Origin of the sequence: Silvibacterium acidisoli (assembly GCA_022870745.1) — a bacterium.
Taxonomy (GTDB): domain Bacteria; phylum Acidobacteriota; class Terriglobia; order Terriglobales; family Acidobacteriaceae; genus Silvibacterium.
This window is the reverse complement of the sequence record CP085323.1, coordinates 1,691,026-1,708,408: the sequence shown is the minus strand read 5'-3', so window position 1 is coordinate 1,708,408 and position 17,383 is coordinate 1,691,026. Positions and strand designations below refer to the sequence as shown.

The following is a 17,383-nucleotide window of genomic DNA, read 5'->3' as shown; positions in this document are numbered from 1 at the left end:
TGTGGCTTTGATTGTGCTGGCGGTCCTCACTGCCTTGCCGGGACTGGCGGAGCCGCCCCTGCTGCCGCTGTCCGAGTATCAGAAACAGATATGGCAGGTGGAAGACGGCCTGCCTGAAAACAACGTGAGAATGATTGCGCAGCAGTCCGACGGCAAGCTGCTGCTGGCCACGGCCGCCGGCCTCGCGACCTTCGATGGCCTTCATTTTCAAAGCTTTTCCATATCAGCCAGCATTGACGGCGAGGCCGTAAACGCCATGCTCCACACCAGGAATGGCGATCTCTGGATCGGAACCGATGGCCAGGGTGTACTGCAGCTTACCGCCTCGGGCGCGCTGAACAACATCAGCGAGCTTGCCGGACTCAGCAATGAAAGAATCCGCACTTTTCATGAAGATGCCGACGGCGGGGTGTGGATCGCGACGCAGAACGGTATCGAGCACTATAGTAACGGTTCGCTCAAGGTCTTGAGCGGCGCCGGGCAGATTTCGGGCGATATCGCTACTCCGTTTGCAGACGACGGCCACGGCGGACTGTTCTTCATTACTTCACGCGGACTCTTTCATCTCAACGGAAAAGACTGGAAGCCGTATCAGCTTCATCATGCGGAGATGGGCAAGCCGGTGGCGGTCTACCGCGATCCACAGCAACGGCTGTGGGTCGGAACGATGCTGGGGGTGGTGCAGCTGGTTCCGCGAAGCGATGGCGGCTATGACGAGGTGATCGCTGCGCGCATCTCCAGCCCAGTCACGGTCATGGTTGGCGATCGTCTTGGCAATCTGTGGGTGGGAACGCGCCACGACGGCGTTCGGCGTATCTACGGTAAAACGGTGGACTCGTGGAACTCGCGGGATGGGCTGGCTGACGATGCGGTATGTGCCCTTTTTGTCGACAACGAGGAGAATCTTTGGATCGGCTCTCAAACAGGTGGCCTGACGAGGTTGAGTAAAGCTGCCTTCGCTTCCTACTCGGGCATCGAGGGATATCCTGTGACGATCGCGGCGAACGTGCTTGCGGACAGCCATGGGGACCTCTGGTTCGGCACGTGGGGTAAGGGGATCTTTCGGCTGCACGATGGCCGGCTAAAGAACGAGACGCCTCCGGGAATGCCGTCGACGGCCCTGGTTCGTACGCTCAGCGAGAACGCCCGCGGCCAGATATGGATTGGGACGTGGTTCAACGGAATTTATCGCTATGACGGCAATTCGTATCAGCACTATCTGCTGGGTACGGAGTCGCCTGCAAACGCCGTAAGCGCGACGCTTGTGGATCGTCGTGGCGGTCTCTGGGTCGGTACCTACATCGGAGTGCTCTATTTTGCCGATGGTGTTCCGCAGGCGAAGCGGGAGACCTTCCTCCCCGGAAAACTTGTTACCTGCCTGCTCGAAGATACGGACGGGTCGGTGCTTGTAGGCACGAGCACCGGGCTGTTTCGCGTACGCGAGGGACGAGTGATGCCGGTGAGCGACCTGCCGCATCCCCATGTGCTGGCGCTGCTGCATGACAGCCTCGGATACACGTGGGTGAGTACGAAGGCCGGTGGCTTGTCGCTGCTGAAGGATGACCAGGTGTATACGCTGAGCGCGAGGAGTGGTATGCCATCGACTCCGATTCAGACGCTGATCGAAGACGGCAAGGGATACCTGTGGCTGGGCACGCTGCGCGGTATTGCACGTGTCAACGTGGCAGGGCTCCACGCCGTGGCCGATGGTGGCGAAGCCTCCCTGTCGGCGATTCTGTTCGGACGCGACGATGGCATGCAGTCGAGCGAATGCGTGGGAAGTTCGCTGCCCGCATCCACCATAACCAGCGACGGCACGCTCTGGTTTGTGACAGCCAAGGGATTTGTTCACACAACGGGCGTGAACGAAGAAGAACGCTTCCGCCACCCGCTGAAGCCGGTTGTGGAGTGGACGTTGAACGGCGATGGCGACCGGACGCTGGCGCACGACGGTGCACAGATCCATGTGGGAGCGTCGCAGCCCGATCTTTCCTTCTTTTTCAGCGTGACAGAGCTGACGAATCCTTCGCAGGTGGAGTTCCGGTACCGGCTTGTGGGTTTCGACAGCGACTGGATCCGGACTCGTTCGCGAAATGTGCGCTATCGCCGGCTGCCTCCGGGTAACTACCGCTTCGAAGTGCAGGCAAGACGCAGCGGGGAGGCATGGGGCGCGACGGTATCTTCGATCGCAGTGGAGCAGGGGCGGCATTTCTACGAGACATGGATGTTTTATGCCTGCCTGCTTCTGATCGGAGCCGTGCTGGCCGTTCAGTTCTTCCGCAGCCGGTTGAAGCTGGTGAAGGGGCAGATCGGTGTCGTGATGGAAGAGCGCAACCGCATTGCCCGGGAGTGTCATGACACCTTGATGGCGGGGCTGGCGGCGATTTCGTGGCAGCTCGAGGCGACCGCGAAGCTGCTGCGCGACAGCTCATCTGCCGAGACGCCTGCAGTGGAGTCGTTCAAGGTTGCGCGCAGCATGGTGTCTCATTGCCAGGCAGAGGCGCGCCGTATCATCTGGGACCTGCGCGACACCGAGGAAATGACGAATGTACTTTCGCAGGCGTTGTCGCGTACGATTGCCGCGCACGACCCAGGCGATTCTGTTGCGGTGAGTTTCCGCGTGGAGGGCGAGGAGGTACCGATGGCTCCTGCCTATGTGCATCACCTGGTGTGCATCGGGCAGGAGGCGGTATCGAACGCGATGCGGCATGCTGCGCCATCGCATGTCGCGGTGAATCTCCGGTACGAGGCCAATGCGCTGTACCTGTCGATTCGCGATGACGGCTGCGGCTTTCGCGGCGACAGCCTGAAGGTCGGGCATTTTGGGATTCACGTGATGGAAGAGCGGGCGCGAAAGGTTGGTGGTGTCTTGCGTGTGCAGAGCTCGAATGGCGGAGGCACTGAGGTCTCCGTAAATGTGATGTTCAAGGCGATGCAGGCGGTCAATCCGCGGCAGCCATACGTTACCCCATGGATTGGAATATGAAGCAGATTCGCGTTTTGCTGGTAGAGGATCATTATCTCGCGCGTATGGCGCTGCATTCGGTGCTGTCGGGGCATCCGCAGATCAAGATTGTCGGTGAGGCTTCTGACGGCGAAGAAGGGATGACGATGTACCGGTCGCTCAAGCCCGATGTGCTGGTGCTGGATCTTCGCCTGCCGCGGGTGAGCGGATTCGAGCTGATTACGCAGCTGCGCAGCGAGTTCTCATCGGTGAGGGTTGTGGTGCTTTCGAATTACCAGGGGAGCGAGGATATTTATCGCGCGGTGCGTTCGGGAGCGATGGCTTATCTGACGAAAGATGCGAGCGGGGAAGAACTGGTAAACGCGATTCAGAGCGTAGACCAGGGCTTGCGCTACCTGCCGAGGATTGCGCTTGACCGGCTGGCAGAACGCATACCCGAGTCCGACCTGACTCCGCGAGAGTCCGAAGTGCTGACGTGTATCACGCAGGGCCGCTCCAACCGGGAGATTGCGGAGGAGCTGAAGATCGCGGAGAAGACGGTGCGCATTCATGTGTCTTCCGTGCTGGATAAGCTGGGCGCGCGCGATCGCACGCAGGCTACGATCTACGCGTTGCAACGCGGGCTGGTGCATCTGGACTGACAGGTGAACTGTTTCACCATCTGAGATGGCGTCTCGCAAAGTGGCGATATACTTCCCTCGACTGCGAGTCTCAGATACTGTGCGTGAAAACCTGCCACAGGGTGCCATCGATCTCGCAAGTCGTAACCGCAGGAGGAACACCGTGTTTCGTTCCGCTCTCTCATCGAAAGCTGGCCGTGTCATCGGCTCTGCCGTGCTTGCTGTTGTCACCGCATTTGCGGCGATCCACGTCGTCAACGCCGATTCGCCGAAGACTGCTGCCGATTATGCGGCTGACCCGAAGGCGATGCTCGACGCTTATCGGCATGTTGAGGCCGCGTCTGTTTCCGATGCAGTCGAGCAGCTGCTGCACGAAAAGCACTACATGTCTCATCGTATGCAGTCGATTTTTCCGACCAAGTTTGCGGGCACAGCGCTGACGGTCAAGCTGGTCAAGGAAGAGAATCACGACCCGGATGCGCTCTCCGGCATGTTGAAGGCGATCGACACGGGAGGACCGGGCTCGGTGTACGTGATGACCGTAGAAGACGGCGCGGATATTGCCGGGATGGGCGGCCTGATGGGAACTGCCATGTTCTCACGAGACTTCGCGGGAGCGGTGATCGACGGAGGCGTGCGGGATCTGCCTCAGTTGAAGAAGATTGGCTTTCCTGTATATGCGACGGGCGTGGTTCCTTCGACTTCGGTCAGCCATTATCGCTTTGGCGGCATGAATGTACCGGTGATGTGCGACGGCCAGAAGGTGATGCCGAACGACATCATTGTTGCCGATCAGGATGGGGTGGTCGTGGTGCCGCGTGAGCATGCAGCCGATGTCCTGGTGCTGGCTCAGAAGCTGGATAACAGCGAACACTCGATGTATTCGTACATTGAGAAGTACCACTCGATCGTGGAAGCAGTGAAGCAGTTCGGACGTATCTAAAGAAGACGGAAACAAAGGTCGGCGGCAGAAGATCAGGTTCGCCATGTAGAGGACGGCCGCTTTTTGTAGCCGTCCTCTTCGTGTTTACAAAGGGAGATAGAAAGCTATGTCAATTTTTCGCAAAGCACGTTTCACGCGTCGTGATGTTCTGAAGCAGTCGGGCATGTTCACGGCGGTGTCTGCCGCCAGCTCTCTGTCTCCTGCATTAGCCAAAGCGCAGGAGCCCGCGCTGCCGCCGCTGCGTGTAAATCCGATGAAGATCGACGGAGATAACCTCTTCACAGAGATTGGTGTTCGTCCGCTGATCAATGCACGCGGCACATACACGATCATTACCGGATCGCGTTCGCTGCCGCAGGTAAAACAGGCGATGTTCGACGCTTCGCACTACTTCGTCCACCTGGATGAGCTGATGCCCGCGGTCGGACGCGAAATCGCGAAGCTGATGGGCGGCGAACATGCGATGGTCACGACTGGATGCGAGGCTGCGATTGCACTTGCGACGGTCGCCTGCGTAGCGGGAACCGACCCTGAGCGCACGCAATCGATGCCCTATCGCAAGGTGAAAGACCAGGTGATTATTCCGAAGCATTCGCGCAATCCTTATGACTTTGGCGTGCGCATGAGCGGCGTGGAGATTATCGAGGTCGACTCAGAAGAGGAATTGCGCACCAGGCTGACGGAGCGGGTGGCGATGGTCTACATCCTGTCAGGTCCTGCGGCGGAGAAAGGCCCTCTGTCGATCCCGAATATCTGTTCGATTGCGAAAGAAAAGAATGTCCCGGTGTTTGTGGATGCTGCCGCGGAAGAGCCGCTGGTTCCGAATATTCACATCGCACATGGTGCGACACTGGTGGGCTATTCGGGCGGCAAGTGCATGCGCGGACCGCAGGCTGCAGGCGTATTGCTGGGCAATAAGAACATCATTGAAGCAGCATGGTTCAATGCGGCTCCGCACCATAACTGGGGACGCGCGCTCAAGGTCGGCAAGGAAGAGATCATGGGCATGCTGGCCGCGGTTCGTCAGTGGTACAAGCGGGATCATGATGCGGAACAGCACGAGTGGCGCGCATGGCTGAAGACCATTGAAGACAAGGTAAAGGGTCTGCCTTCGGTCACAACGAAGTACAACGAACCGGAAGACCTTTCCAATCGCTCACCGGAGCTCGAGATCAGCTGGGATGCCACGAAGCTTGGCATCACTGGAACCGAACTCGTAGAGAAGCTGGACAAGGGAACGCCGCGCATCCTGGTGGGCAGCGGGTCGGGCAAGCGCCCTGACCAGATGCAGAGCTCGCTCACGATCATGCCGTACATGATGGCGGCGGATGAGGCTCCGATTGTCGCCGATGCGGTTTACGAAGCACTGACCAAGCCGGGACATTATGAAAATCCAGTGGTCCCGCAGGGAACGCCGGCGCAGGTCGGCGGGAGCTGGGCGGTGACGATCAAATATCTGCGTGGCACCGGAGAGCAGCACTTCGTATTGAAGCAGGAGGGCGACCAGGTAACCGGTACGCAGAAGGGTGAAGTTTATGAGGCTGAGCTCAAAGGCGTGATGCACGCTGACCACGTTGAACTTCGCAGCAATATGGCCGTTTCCGGCAACGAAATTCCCTGGACGTTTAAAGGGGTGGTGTCAGGCGGCAGTATCAGCGGAACGGTGCAGATGGGAGAGTATGGCGCCGCCACTTGGAGTGCGGTGAAGGCATAAATAAAAGGGGCCGGAGAGCCGGCCCTTTTTATTTCGCGGCTTTCGTCAAGTCGATTTTCGTCACGGACGGTTGTCCGTAATTTGCAGCGAAGAGCTGGTGCATGGCCGGGTCGATGGCCAGGGCGTAAGGGTTTTTCCCGGCCGGGTGCGTTCCCAGCACCTTGTTCGTTTTGCCATCGATCACAGTCACGCTGTCTCCATGCACATTTGCGATGTAGACAAGATTCTTTTCAGCATCTATGGCTACGGCCTGCGGATGGCTGCCTACGGGCAAGGTTGCAATATTCCTGTGGTTTTTCGTATCAATAACGGTTACGGTTTCGTCGCCATAGTTCACGGAGTAGAGTCTTTTTGTCCGGGGATCGAATGCTACAGCGCTGGGAATCGCGCCAACGGGAATCATCGAGACGTTTCCGGTCTTTCCGTTAAAGGCTGCGACATCGGCAGTTGTGGTGTGCGTCATGTACAGGGTGCTGGTGGATTCGTCCAGCGCGATACCCCACTGATGTCCGCCGACGCGGACCTTGGTAGTAACGCCGCTGGCGATGTCGTACACGCGCAGGTTCGGATCTTCGTACCCCATGATGTAAAGCTTGTTCGCACCGGGATCGACCATGACAGCGTCGGCGGATCCAACCTTTAGCGACGTAGACGTGTTGGTTGCTCCATCGATAACGGTGACAGCGTTGCTGTAGGTGTTGGCGACGTAGACCTTATTGTGGGCTTCATCGACAGCGAGCGTATACGGCGAGTTGCCGGTCTTCACGGTAGCGATTATTGCGTCGGTTGTCCCATCGAGCACGCTTACCGTGTTCCCCCCGGCATTTACGACATAAATACGATTTGTCCTGCTGTTGATGGCGAGCGAATCGGGCCCCGCACCGACCTGGACGGTTTTGGTCGCGCCTGATTTCTCGTCGGTCACTGAAACAGTGCCCGCGCTCTCGTTTACCGCGTATGCCTTGTGGGTGACCGGGTTGATGCCGACGGCGAGGCGATTGATGAGTTGCCCGTAGGAGACATCGCTTTCGGCCAGCGCGGGTGTGATGGCAGTCGCAAGGATGACGCCAGCCATGACCGTGCGCTTCAGGTTGGATATGCAGGAGCTGCGCTGAACGTTGCTGCCGAAAGGCTTCATGTTGTGGTACAACCTCGTAGTGGGACTAGTTTAGCAAACGTTAGAAAGTCGGCGACGAGCTATTTCTTTCGGATTGGAACTTCGATGATGCGGCGCACCTGGTCTTTTCTCCTGGCAATTCTTTTTGCGGCTCCCTTCGCTGCACTAGCGCAGACTCCTGCGTTCCACGTGCTCGCGTTTTATTCGACTAAAGTTGAGCCGGACCACGTTGATTTTGCAACGGGAGCGATCCCGTTCTTCCAGAAGATGGCGGAGAAGGATCACTTCACCTTCGAGGCAACGACCGACTGGACGCGGATGAACGCCGAGAATCTGAAGAAGTACGAGCTGGTGATGTTCCTGGACGACCCGCCGTCAGCTCCGGCCGTTCGCGCGGCCTTCGAGAAGTACATGGACGGCGGCGGTGGCTGGCTGGGATTTCATATTTCGGGATACATCGATCATCGCTCGGAGTGGCCCTGGTTTGCCGACTTCATGGGCACGCTCTTCCACAGCAACAACTGGCCTCCGCTGCCGGCTAAGCTGAAGGTTGACGACCCAGCAAATCCGGTAGTGAAGGGCATTCCCCCGAGCTACATGGCGCCTGCGAACGAATGGTATATGTGGCTGCCCAGTCCTCGGGATACCCCTGGGATCAAGGTGCTTCTGACGCTCGACCCTTCGAATTATCCGCTCGGCTTCAAGGACACGTTGACTCACGGCGATGTGCCGGTTGTGTGGACGAATACAAAGTATCGGATGATCTACGCGAATATGGGGCATGGCACGAAGATTTTCGACAGTCCTGTCCAGAACCGGCTGTTTGAAAATATGGTGCTTTGGCTCGGGCGCAAAGATCGAGCCGCGAAATAGTTGGCTAACGTGCTCTGCGATATTGACTTATGCTGAGGGTTCGAGAGACGATTCGGGGGAGGGTTGCAGACCAGCCCGTATTGATTGAGCTAACTTGACCAAGAAGACTCTTCCCATCGGCCGGCCCTCTGTCCTGCGCCATACAAATGCGCTAAGTATCCTTACGCTGCTCCGGGAATGCGGGTCCTGTTCCCGCGCTGACCTGGTGCGCGCGTCAGGCCTGAGTGCTCCCACGGTGACGAATGTCGTCAACGATCTGCTCTCGGCAAATCTGATCGAGCCGCTTGGAGAGGGCGAATCGAGTGGCGGGCGTCCGCCGGATATGATTCGCTTCAAGGCCGAACGCGGCTGCATCGCGGCAGTGGAGTTATCCGCGGACCGCTTGTCGTTTCTGCTGACCGACCTGAATGGCGGCGAACTCGATACCCTGACGGTGGACTTCGAGAAGCGCAGCACTACTCCCGATGCGGTCTGCGGCTACATTGCAAAGGGATTGCAGACGCTGCTGAAGAAGCAGAAGAAATCGGCCGATCACCTGCTGAAGCTGGTTGTGGGTGTGCCGGCAATTACGAATGTCGAAGAAGGCAGCGTACTGGCCATCAGCACGCTCAAGGACTGGCGCTCGGTTCCGCTGCGGACCATGCTGAGTAAGCTCATCAGCTGCCCGGTGGTGGTGGAGAACGATACGAATCTTGCTGCGCAGGGTGAGCGCTACAACGGGGCGGCACGCGGTGAGCAGGATTTTGTGCTGATAAGCGTCGGTTCAAACGTGGGATCGGGCATCGTGCTGGGTGGAAAGATTCATCATGGCTCGCAATGGTCGGCTGGCGAAATTGCCTACCTGCGTTTGCCGTCAGTCATGCGCCGCCGTCCGACGATTTTGGAGTTTGGCGAGCTTGAGACGGTGCTGACGAGTTCGGGAATCCTGGGAAGCTGGAACGAGGGGAAGAAGTCGGAAGATGCAAAGGTCACTTCCGGCCTGGATGTGCTGAACCTTGCCAGCAGCGGTGACGCGCGCGCGGAAAAGATTGTGCAACAGCGGGCAGAGATCGTCGCCGATATCGTTGTGAATCTTTCACTGATTCTGAATCCGGGACTGATTCTGTTGAATGGCGAGGTCGGCGGCCATCCGGCATTGATCGCTGCCGTGCAGAAGCAGCTTGAGGGCAGCGAGTTTGCGGTGACGAAGGTTCTGGCAGGTGCGCTTGGAGATCGCGCGACGTTGTGGGGCGGTGTGTCCCTGGCGCTCGAGTCGATCGGGTCGGTGTTGCTGCCTCAGCCTGCGATCTGAGGGTGGTGTCCAAATAAAAGAGAGTGCCGTGGACATCCGCGGCACTCTCTTTGTTTAGAAGATATTCCCCAGGGGTTGAAGCCCCTTTTATCCTTGTCTTTCAATGTGCGGGCTGAGGCCCGCACCCGCCCATCGTTGCGAGACGTTCAGAGCAGGCGTTATTTGCTCGATGCCCAGAAGATGGCGTTGCGGAAGATGGTGGTGTAGGCCTCGTTCTCGAAGAGATCCGGATGATGACCCATGAAGATATAAACGTTGCGAGCCTTCTTATGCTCGTTGGTCCAGATGACGGGGTGGTCGCCGCCCATCTTGATCATGGTGTCGGGCTTGTAGCTGTTTTCATCGACGGTAGCCAGCACGTGAACGTTGGGCCGAGGCGATTTGCTCCATGTGTACCACTCTTCTTTTGAGACCTGGAACTGCTTCGCGACACCTTTCATGAGCGGGCTGTTCGTGTCTTCAACGGTTACTGTGCCGTCGGCAAAGTCAGGAATGTAGCTGGTGAAGCGGATGCCGCCCATGAAGTCCGAGAACCATGGCCAAATATGGGTGCCGTCGAAATCGCCGAGCAGTGTCGCGTGGTGGAAGCCGATCCATCCGCCCTTGCCCTGGTCAATGTAGCGTTCGAAGGCAGCGGCGGCGGTTGGCGTCCAGTTGTAGGGCGGGTAGTTCAACTGGATGAAGAGCTGGTACTTCGCGAGGAAGGCGTCATCGATCTTGTCGGTGTTTTCGATGTAGTCGATGGTGAAGTTGTTCTCAGCCGCCAGCTTGTTAAGCCAGATCTTTGCGGCATCGACGAAGGGCTGATGGATGCCGCCTTTTTCCGCTATGGCGATAACGTGGAACTTCGGCGCTGGTGCAGAAGCGGCATGCAGGCTGCGGCCTCCTGCAAGCAGGAGGCACACGAGCACGATGGAAGAGAGAAGAGTCTTGAGCTTCATTATTCGCCTGCTTTCTTTTCGCGAGGAGGCGTCATTTCAAGCGCCCAGATGCCTGCTGGACGCATGTACATGCAGGCGCGGAAGTCGCCCGTGGTGTCCCAGGCTTCCGGCGTGCGGAACCAGTAAGCCTTGGTGTTGTAAATGACGTTGTAGATGCCCCAGGTGGTTTTGTAAGCCTCGTCCTTCATGCCCTCGGCCATCAGGATTCCGGCGAAGCCGTAGGTGGTGCCGACCCAGACTTCCTTTGCTTCGGAGTTCTTTGTCACGGTGCCATCGGGATTCATGCCGTTTACCGCGCCCATGGTGCCGTTGTTGAACTTCATCACGTTGTAGTCGAAGATCTTCTTCATGTTCGACACCTGCATCCTGTGAGGCACGATGTCGCCGAGCCCTGTCAGATCCGCATACCACTGGCCAGCGAGTTCATCGGCCTGGATAGCGTCCTTGGTCGGGCTTTTGGTGTCGTAGCTGAAGTATTCGCCGTTCCAGAGCTGCGAGATGTAGGTCTTCTGGCCTTTGAGGAAGAGGTTGTGATATTCGGTGGCAGTCGCCGTGTCGCCGAGGATCTTTGCCGTCTCTTCGAGTGCGCGCGAGGCTGCGAGCCACAGGCCGCCGGAGTAGGCGCTGACACCGTGTACGACCCAGTCGTCATAGGTCTGGTCAGGGTAGTCGCTGTTTTCTGGGATGCCTCCGCCGGTATCGAACTGGCGCAGGTATTGCATGGCCTGCTTCATCGCCGGGTAGTTGTGGCGAAGGAAGTCGAGATCCTTGTGCCCGGTCATGACGTAGTCGCGATAGACCATCAGAACCCACTTGGGATTGAGGTCCTTCCAGTTGTTGGTGTCCTGGATGCCGGGTTCGTTGACGGAGACGAACGGGTCGCCTTCCGGCACTCCGAAATCATGCGGGACCGCGCCGATGACCTTGCGCTTGTGGGAGACGGGCTCGCCGGTCTGTTCGGTCTTCCATACCCACAGACCTTGTTCGGGCCATTCCTTGTTGACCGTCTCTCCGAACTGGTTGAGTGTTTGCTTGTCGATGGTGGGCCAGAACTTCAGCATGGGCAGTGTGGCGTAGAAGGCTACGTCCAGGGTGCCGTAATAGGCATAGTCCATGCTTTCGAGAAGCGCGAAGGTCGGAGTGGTTGTTTTCGGCGCTCCCTGCTGGCGTCCCCAGAAGGTTCCGCCGTCGGTGAGGACGTAGAGTTCGTTGAAGAGCATGCCGCGATACCAGAGCGGCTTGCTGGCATCGTTCACGTAAGGCGCCTGCCACTTGTCGATGGCTTCGCTCCACTCATCGGCGTGCAGCAGCCCATCGCGGGCGATCTGCCATGCGTTCCTGCCGGATGTGCCGTAGAAGTCGGTGTAGCGTCGCTCCCACTTGCGGCCTTCGCCGAACTGTACCGTCGGGAAGTCCCACGAGATCACCATGGGAATGATCTTGTGTTCGCCCGGCTTCAGGGTAAATCGGACGGCGATGGCTCCGCCGAGCTTTTCCTTGTCGCTGACCCAGGACTTGGTGGCGTTCGAGAGCCGGCCGTCCTTCGAGAACGGCGCCCAGACGGCAGAGCCGTCACCCTCGGTCATATATGTAGTTTGATACGTCACCTCGGTGCCGGGTGAGTCGATCGCGGCGATCGCGAACTGGCCATCCCACTCGTTCGGGGAGGCTTGCGCACGCAGACGGTCGAAGACGACGCCTTTCATCGTTCCGTCCTTGATGGCTTCGCTCTTGTATTCGTCGTAGTTGCCCTGGTTGGGCGTACCGGCGAAGTCGTGAGTGAAGGTGCGGAACCATCCGGACATGTTGTTCCACGAGAGCAACACTGAAACCGTGACAGTCTTGTTGGTCGGGTTATCGGCGTGCCAGCGATAGACAGCAACCGGATAGCTCGACTCCTTATAGTTGTCGGGAAGGATCGGCGAGTACTGCTCGAGAGTAAGGTGCGCGGGCAGCTTTTCGGACTGGTAGTCGAACCATGACTTGGGAAAGAGCGAGTAGTAGTTGCCTGCACCGACCGGGTAATCCCACTTCCAGCTGGAAAGCTCCTTGCCTTCGGGGTGGCCGTTCATCAGCACCTGCGCTGTCGGGGATTCGCCTTCACTCTGTTCGAAGACTGCGAACTGGTTCGCGTAGACCGTCTCATATTTATGATTCGCGGCTTTGATATGCCAGCGGGCAAAGTCTCCACGATATGTGCGTGAGAAGGTGCCCGCGCCGAAGCCTCCGACGGGAGAGCCCTGCCAGTAGCCGTCGTCGATGTCACCGTGAGAGCGCGTGTGGCCGGGGTTTTCGAAAGGCTGGCCCAGCGGGCGTTTCCAGGCGGCCTCGGGAATGCCGTCGGCTGCCCAGGCCGAGGCAGTAAAGAGCAGGACAAGGGTGCAGAACACTGCAGAAACAAGCGGACGCTTCAAGAAATCCTCCGGCGCACTGGTTAACAACTATATAGAGACGGCCCGGAAGGTCCCGGCTGCAAGTGGGACAAGCCTGAATTGGCCGTTACTGGAATGGTGGAGGGCGTCTTTGCGGGGTTCGTTAAGGTTCCGAAAAAAGTCCTTGCCATCCGTCATTCATTGAGAGTACATACTAAATAATCGTTACGAACGATGTCACGTATTCCTTTACTTGCTTTAGACAAACGATTCTCCAGTCTATTTCCGGTACGGGGATGGCAGCTGGCGACACGATTCCGTCCGAATCCGCAGCAGTCGTTCGTGTATGGACGCACCTAGAGGGGAGCAGAACGGGAGTCTGCGCCGGGGCGCTACGCAAAAGAACCAGGCCAGCCCAGCAGGAGGCTGGCAGAACCGAAGCAAAGAACGAACCTTTTACAGGAGTGCTAATTCTCATGTTCAGAGCGCCTCGCTATTGGCTGGCCGCTTTCTGTCTTCTGCTTGGCGCGGGTGCAGCAGCACACGCGCAGAGCGCAGCGACCGGCGAAATCCGTGGTACCGTGACCGACTCGTCCGGTGCAGTGATTCCAAATGCGCACGTTACCGTTACGAATGTCGAAACGGGCGTGACCAAGGAATTTGTAACTAATAAGAGCGGTATTTACGACACGGTGTCGACCCCGACCGGTCATTACACCGTGACGGTGGAATCGCAGGGCTTCGACAAGCTGGTGATGGGTCCAGTTACGCTTGACGTCACGACCATCACGATGAATGGCAAGCTCCAGGTGGGCAGCACGCAGCAGCAGATTACGGTGACAACCGACGTTGCGACGCTGTTGCAGACGGAGTCGGGTGAGCAGTCCACGACCCTCGACGAGAAGACCATGCAGCAGCTGCCGCAGACAGGTGCGGACTGGGCGAACTTCACCATCCTGCTGCCAGGTACGTCGGGTGCGTCGTCGGCTTATGGCGTCGCGAATCCGGGTGTGGGTGTTTCGGTAAACGGCGGCCTGCCGTTTACCGGCAACTTCCTCTCCGACGGTGGTTCGGTGACGAACCCGCACAGCGCGGACGTAGAAACGGACACCTTCGAAACGGTTGCGGAAGTTCAGATCGAGACCTCGAACTTCTCTGCACAGTACGGCATTGGCGGCGCGATCTTCAACCAGATCACCAAGGGCGGAACGAACCGTTTCCACGGTGCGGCTTATGAGCATTTCCAGAACGACGCTCTCAATGCGCGCAGCTACTTCGACCCGGCAGACCAGGCAGTGCCAGAGCTTCGGTTCAACCAGTTCGGCGGCTCCATCGGCGGTCCGATTCTGAAGAACAAGATGTTCTTCTATTTCAACTATGACAAGACGATCGACAACGGAACAGCCAGTGGATACGTTGCGATGCCGACTGACCAGTTGAAGGGTAATACGCCGAACGGCGCCTACGACCTGTCGCAGCTACTTGTTCGCGATGGCAACGGCAACCCCGTGCCGGTTACGGACGGGAACGGCAATCCTTATGTGAACCCCTGCAATAATCAGGTGGTTTACCAGGGACAGATTTTCGATCCAGCAACGCAGCAGACTGTGGGTGGCTCCATCTGCCGTATGCCGTTCGCAAACAACATGATTCCTGCAAACCGTGTCGATCCGGTTGCGAAGAATGCAATCGGCGCTGGGCTCTGGGCGAATCCGAATCAGAACACGAGCGGCGGCATCAATGGAGACTATTACTACAGGGTGCCCAGCGATAATCCTTCGAACCGCTGGTTTGGCCGTATTGACTATGACTTTAACGAGAAGAACCGCCTGACCTCATCGATTGCGGTGCGCGATCAGCCGGCCTTCTATCCGGCGGAGTTTCCCTGCCCGATCGCCTGCTACAGCGACGACACTTCGGATTACTCCAGCCAGACCTCGGACACCTGGACTTTCAGCTCGACGCTCGTCAACGAGTTCCGGTTCAGCTTCAATCGCCAGGGTAGCTTCCTCATCCCCGCTTCTTTGAACCAGGGTTATCCGGCCAAACTCGGTCTGCAGTATGCTAAGGCGGATCTGCTTCCGAACCTGAATATCAGCTCCAATATCTGCTGCGATTCGCCCTATGCGGGAACGAACACGATTTATGTGCAGAACGTGTATCAGCCGTCGGATGTTGTCACGCTGATTCGCGGAAAGCATATTCTCCACTTCGGCGGCGAGTTCATCATGTTCGAAGACAACTCGACAGCCTGGGGCAACGTGGACGCGGGAGATTTCAACTTCTCAGGCCAGTACACGCAGGCCAGCCTCGATGCCACGGGTAGCGGAAATGGCTGGGCAGACTTCCTGCTGGGAGATGTAAACAGCTGGGGTGCGGCGAACTCGCCGCTCTTTGGTGGGCGCTCCAAGAGCCCGCAGGTCTTTATCCAGGACGACTGGAAGATCAAGTCGAACCTGACGCTGAACCTCGGTGTGCGCTACCAGATCCAGGAAGGCTGGGGCGAGGTTCACGATCGTATCGGTGACTTCGATCCCTCGATTCCGAACGCGTTGTCCGGCAACCTGGGAGCGATGTGGTTTGCTCCGGATGTGGGCCGCAAGCGGGCTCAGGAGAATGTTTATACGGGCGTGTTGCCTCGTGTCGGGTTCGCTTACTCTCCACGCACCGATACGGTCATTCGCGGTGGCTTCGGTATCTACACAACGCCGTGGAGTGTGGACCAGTACGGCAATGCCAAGGGAACCGGCTACGGTTTTTCGGGTAATGCCGAAGACCAGACCAACGGTGTAACTCCAGTGACGTCGCTCAGCGGTCCGGGTACCTTTTACGGCACTGCAACCCCACTGCCTTACATTTCGGCAAGCAGGACACGCACCGCCTACAACGGGCAGAGCGTGAACTACGACGACTACCACACGCCGCTGACCAAGCTGTATTCCTGGTCGTTGAGTGTGCAGCGCGAACTGCCCTACAGCATTACCGCAGAAGTGGCATACGTCGGCAAGCATGGGTCGAACCTGCAGTTCAAGGGCGACATCAACCAGGTGCCGGTCGAGAACCTCGGACCGAACGATAATCCAAGTGGACGCCCCTATCCGCAGTTCAACTCCATCAGTGGAAGCACCTTCAATGCGGAGTCGAACTACCATGCGCTGCAGGCACAGGTGAACAAGCGCCTTGCCAACGGCATATCTTTCAGCATGGCGTATACCTGGTCGAAGTTCCTGGATGATATGGACGTCTCGCCGTTCAACGGCGAAGCCGGCTACATCAACTTCCAGAACTTCCACTCGCCCAGCAGCAACTACGCGCCGTCGAACTTCGACATCCGCAACTCGCTGAAGAGCAGTGTTGTGTACCAGCTTCCTTTCGGCAAGGGGCGCATGTACATGAACCAGAATCACTATCTGGATGCGGTCGCCGGGGGGTGGCAGGTTTCAGCCATCGTAATTACCCAGAGCGGCAATCCGTTCACGCTGGTATACGACGGCCCGAACAACTCCTATTCGCAGGCGGGCAGCTGGTATCCGAACCTGATCGGTTCGCCGTATCCGAAAAAGAAGACGATCAATGAGTGGTATGACCCGTCTGCCTTCTCGGTGGCTCCGAATGGAACCTTCGGCAGCTTCCAGCGCAACACGCTACGCGCCGCAGGTCTCATCGACACGAATATGTCCCTCGGCAAGAATTTCAGCCTGATCGAGGGCGTTCACCTGCAGATCCGTGCGGATGCTTCGAACGTGTTCAACCACACGAACTTCGACGCGCCGAACGGCAACTTCAACGATCCACTGGATACGTCGACTCCGGGACGCCCGCAGGGCGGTGGCGCCATCTCAGGGACGACGGTTCCAGGACGCAACATGCAGCTCAGCGCTCGCTTCGAGTTCTAAGCTGCAAAGCAACTTCTTCTCCTAGGGGATGGCGCAAGCCATCCTCTTTTTGTTGCGTCGGGAGATGGGCAATGCATTGGGCAATGAGCCAAGCGATATGGCGTGCATTTGCACGCCATATCGTTAGTCATCTCAGCTTGAAGGCCACGTTTATCTGAGTGTCCATTCCGATCTTTTCGCCATTGAGCTTGTACGGCTTGTATTTCCAGGTCTTGACCGCATCATAGGCTGCCTGTTGCAGCATCTCTGGCCCCTGAATTACGCAAAGGGATTCCACGTCTCCTGAAGGCGAGATAATAGCGTGCAGCACAACCGTACCTTCTACGTACGCCTGCCGGGCATTAGGCGGGTATGCGGGGGCTTCGCCCTTCTTCTTAAATTGAGCCGCTACGCCTGCAGAAACCGGAATCAATTTGCGTGGCCCATTTGGCGACGGCAGCTGCGGCGGCAGGTTGCCATCTGCGGGACAAGCAATTGTCGGAGCCTGGGATGCGGCGGATGGATCTGGTGTTTGGGCGGAAGCAACGAACGAAGCAGACAACGAGAAGAGAGCAAAAGTTAACAGCGGCCGGATCATGCCGAGATGTTTAACCCGGCTCGATGCGCTCTACAAGCTCGTCCAGAAGCAAAGACCGGGACACAGAGAGCGTC

11 protein-coding genes are annotated in these 17,383 nt (G+C 57.9%); 7 read left to right on the top strand and 4 right to left on the bottom strand.

The genetic code is table 11. The annotated features are described in order from the left end of the window. Window position 1: 1 nt before the first annotated feature. From LJD29_RS07020 to LJD29_RS07005, 4 genes are all read left to right on the top strand, one after another. A complete protein-coding gene (locus tag LJD29_RS07020) occupies window positions 2-2,986 on the top strand; it encodes a sensor histidine kinase (protein ID WP_446745035.1) in 2,985 nt (994 codons plus the stop codon). Further along, complete coding sequence (locus LJD29_RS07015; protein ID WP_446745034.1) at window positions 2,983-3,606, top strand: response regulator; 624 nt, start codon at window positions 2,983-2,985, stop codon at window positions 3,604-3,606. Before LJD29_RS07020 ends, LJD29_RS07015 begins: the two co-directional genes overlap by 4 nt. A gap of 142 nt (window positions 3,607-3,748) precedes the next feature. Beyond that, window positions 3,749-4,528, top strand: a complete 780-nt coding sequence (locus tag LJD29_RS07010) for an RraA family protein (RefSeq protein WP_446745033.1) — start codon at window positions 3,749-3,751, stop codon at window positions 4,526-4,528. A gap of 106 nt (window positions 4,529-4,634) precedes the next feature. Continuing rightward, window positions 4,635-6,242 (top strand): PLP-dependent transferase, encoded by a 1,608-nt coding sequence (locus tag LJD29_RS07005; RefSeq protein WP_446745032.1) that lies wholly within the window; start codon window positions 4,635-4,637, stop codon window positions 6,240-6,242. A gap of 28 nt (window positions 6,243-6,270) precedes the next feature. Here the strand turns inward: LJD29_RS07005 and LJD29_RS07000 are convergent, their stop codons facing one another. After that, entirely contained in the window at window positions 6,271-7,380 is a 1,110-nt protein-coding gene (locus LJD29_RS07000) for a YncE family protein (protein ID WP_446745031.1), read from the bottom strand. An 84-nt stretch (window positions 7,381-7,464) separates the two neighbouring features. Here LJD29_RS07000 and LJD29_RS06995 point away from each other — a divergent pair, with 84 nt between their 5' ends. Next, entirely contained in the window at window positions 7,465-8,232 is a 768-nt protein-coding gene (locus tag LJD29_RS06995) for a ThuA domain-containing protein (protein WP_446745030.1), read from the top strand. Between the two features lie 94 nt (window positions 8,233-8,326). Next, a complete protein-coding gene (locus LJD29_RS06990; RefSeq protein ID WP_446745029.1) occupies window positions 8,327-9,523 on the top strand; it encodes an ROK family protein in 1,197 nt (398 codons plus the stop codon). Window positions 9,524-9,681: 158 nt separating this feature from the next. On the opposite strand, the gene LJD29_RS06985 is transcribed toward LJD29_RS06990, so the two are convergent. Further along, window positions 9,682-10,464 carry a ThuA domain-containing protein gene (locus tag LJD29_RS06985; RefSeq protein ID WP_446745028.1) on the bottom strand — a complete coding sequence of 261 codons (783 nt, stop codon included), beginning with the start codon at window positions 10,462-10,464 and terminating at the stop codon, window positions 9,682-9,684. Beyond that, the gene (locus tag LJD29_RS06980) at window positions 10,464-12,878 is read right to left on the bottom strand and encodes a GH116 family glycosyl hydrolase (RefSeq protein ID WP_446745027.1); all 2,415 of its coding nucleotides are present in this window, start codon (window positions 12,876-12,878) and stop codon (window positions 10,464-10,466) included. The genes LJD29_RS06985 and LJD29_RS06980 overlap by 1 nt, the downstream gene beginning before the upstream one ends. Before the next feature lie 434 nt (window positions 12,879-13,312). Here LJD29_RS06980 and LJD29_RS06975 point away from each other — a divergent pair, with 434 nt between their 5' ends. Beyond that, on the top strand, window positions 13,313-16,732 hold the full coding sequence (locus LJD29_RS06975; protein ID WP_446745026.1) for a TonB-dependent receptor: 3,420 nt from the start codon (window positions 13,313-13,315) through the stop codon (window positions 16,730-16,732). Window positions 16,733-16,859: 127 nt separating this feature from the next. Here LJD29_RS06975 and LJD29_RS06970 read toward each other — a convergent pair whose 3' ends face one another. Next, the gene (locus LJD29_RS06970; RefSeq protein WP_446745025.1) at window positions 16,860-17,309 is read right to left on the bottom strand and encodes an energy transducer TonB; all 450 of its coding nucleotides are present in this window, start codon (window positions 17,307-17,309) and stop codon (window positions 16,860-16,862) included. Window positions 17,310-17,383: the final 74 nt, after the last annotated feature.

What these genes read in the sequence shown, in the direction of transcription:
- LJD29_RS07015 (WP_446745034.1), top strand. Translation starts at nt 2,983, where the DNA reads ATGAAGCAGATTCGCGTTTTGCTGGTAGAGGATCATTATCTCGCGCGT.
- LJD29_RS07005 (WP_446745032.1), top strand. Translation starts at nt 4,635, where the DNA reads ATGTCAATTTTTCGCAAAGCACGTTTCACGCGTCGTGATGTTCTGAAG.
- LJD29_RS07000 (WP_446745031.1), bottom strand. Translation starts at nt 7,380, where the DNA reads ATGAAGCCTTTCGGCAGCAACGTTCAGCGCAGCTCCTGCATATCCAAC.
- LJD29_RS06995 (WP_446745030.1), top strand. Translation starts at nt 7,465, where the DNA reads ATGATGCGGCGCACCTGGTCTTTTCTCCTGGCAATTCTTTTTGCGGCT.
- LJD29_RS06985 (WP_446745028.1), bottom strand. Translation starts at nt 10,464, where the DNA reads ATGAAGCTCAAGACTCTTCTCTCTTCCATCGTGCTCGTGTGCCTCCTG.
- LJD29_RS06975 (WP_446745026.1), top strand. Translation starts at nt 13,313, where the DNA reads ATGTTCAGAGCGCCTCGCTATTGGCTGGCCGCTTTCTGTCTTCTGCTT.
- LJD29_RS06970 (WP_446745025.1), bottom strand. Translation starts at nt 17,309, where the DNA reads ATGATCCGGCCGCTGTTAACTTTTGCTCTCTTCTCGTTGTCTGCTTCG.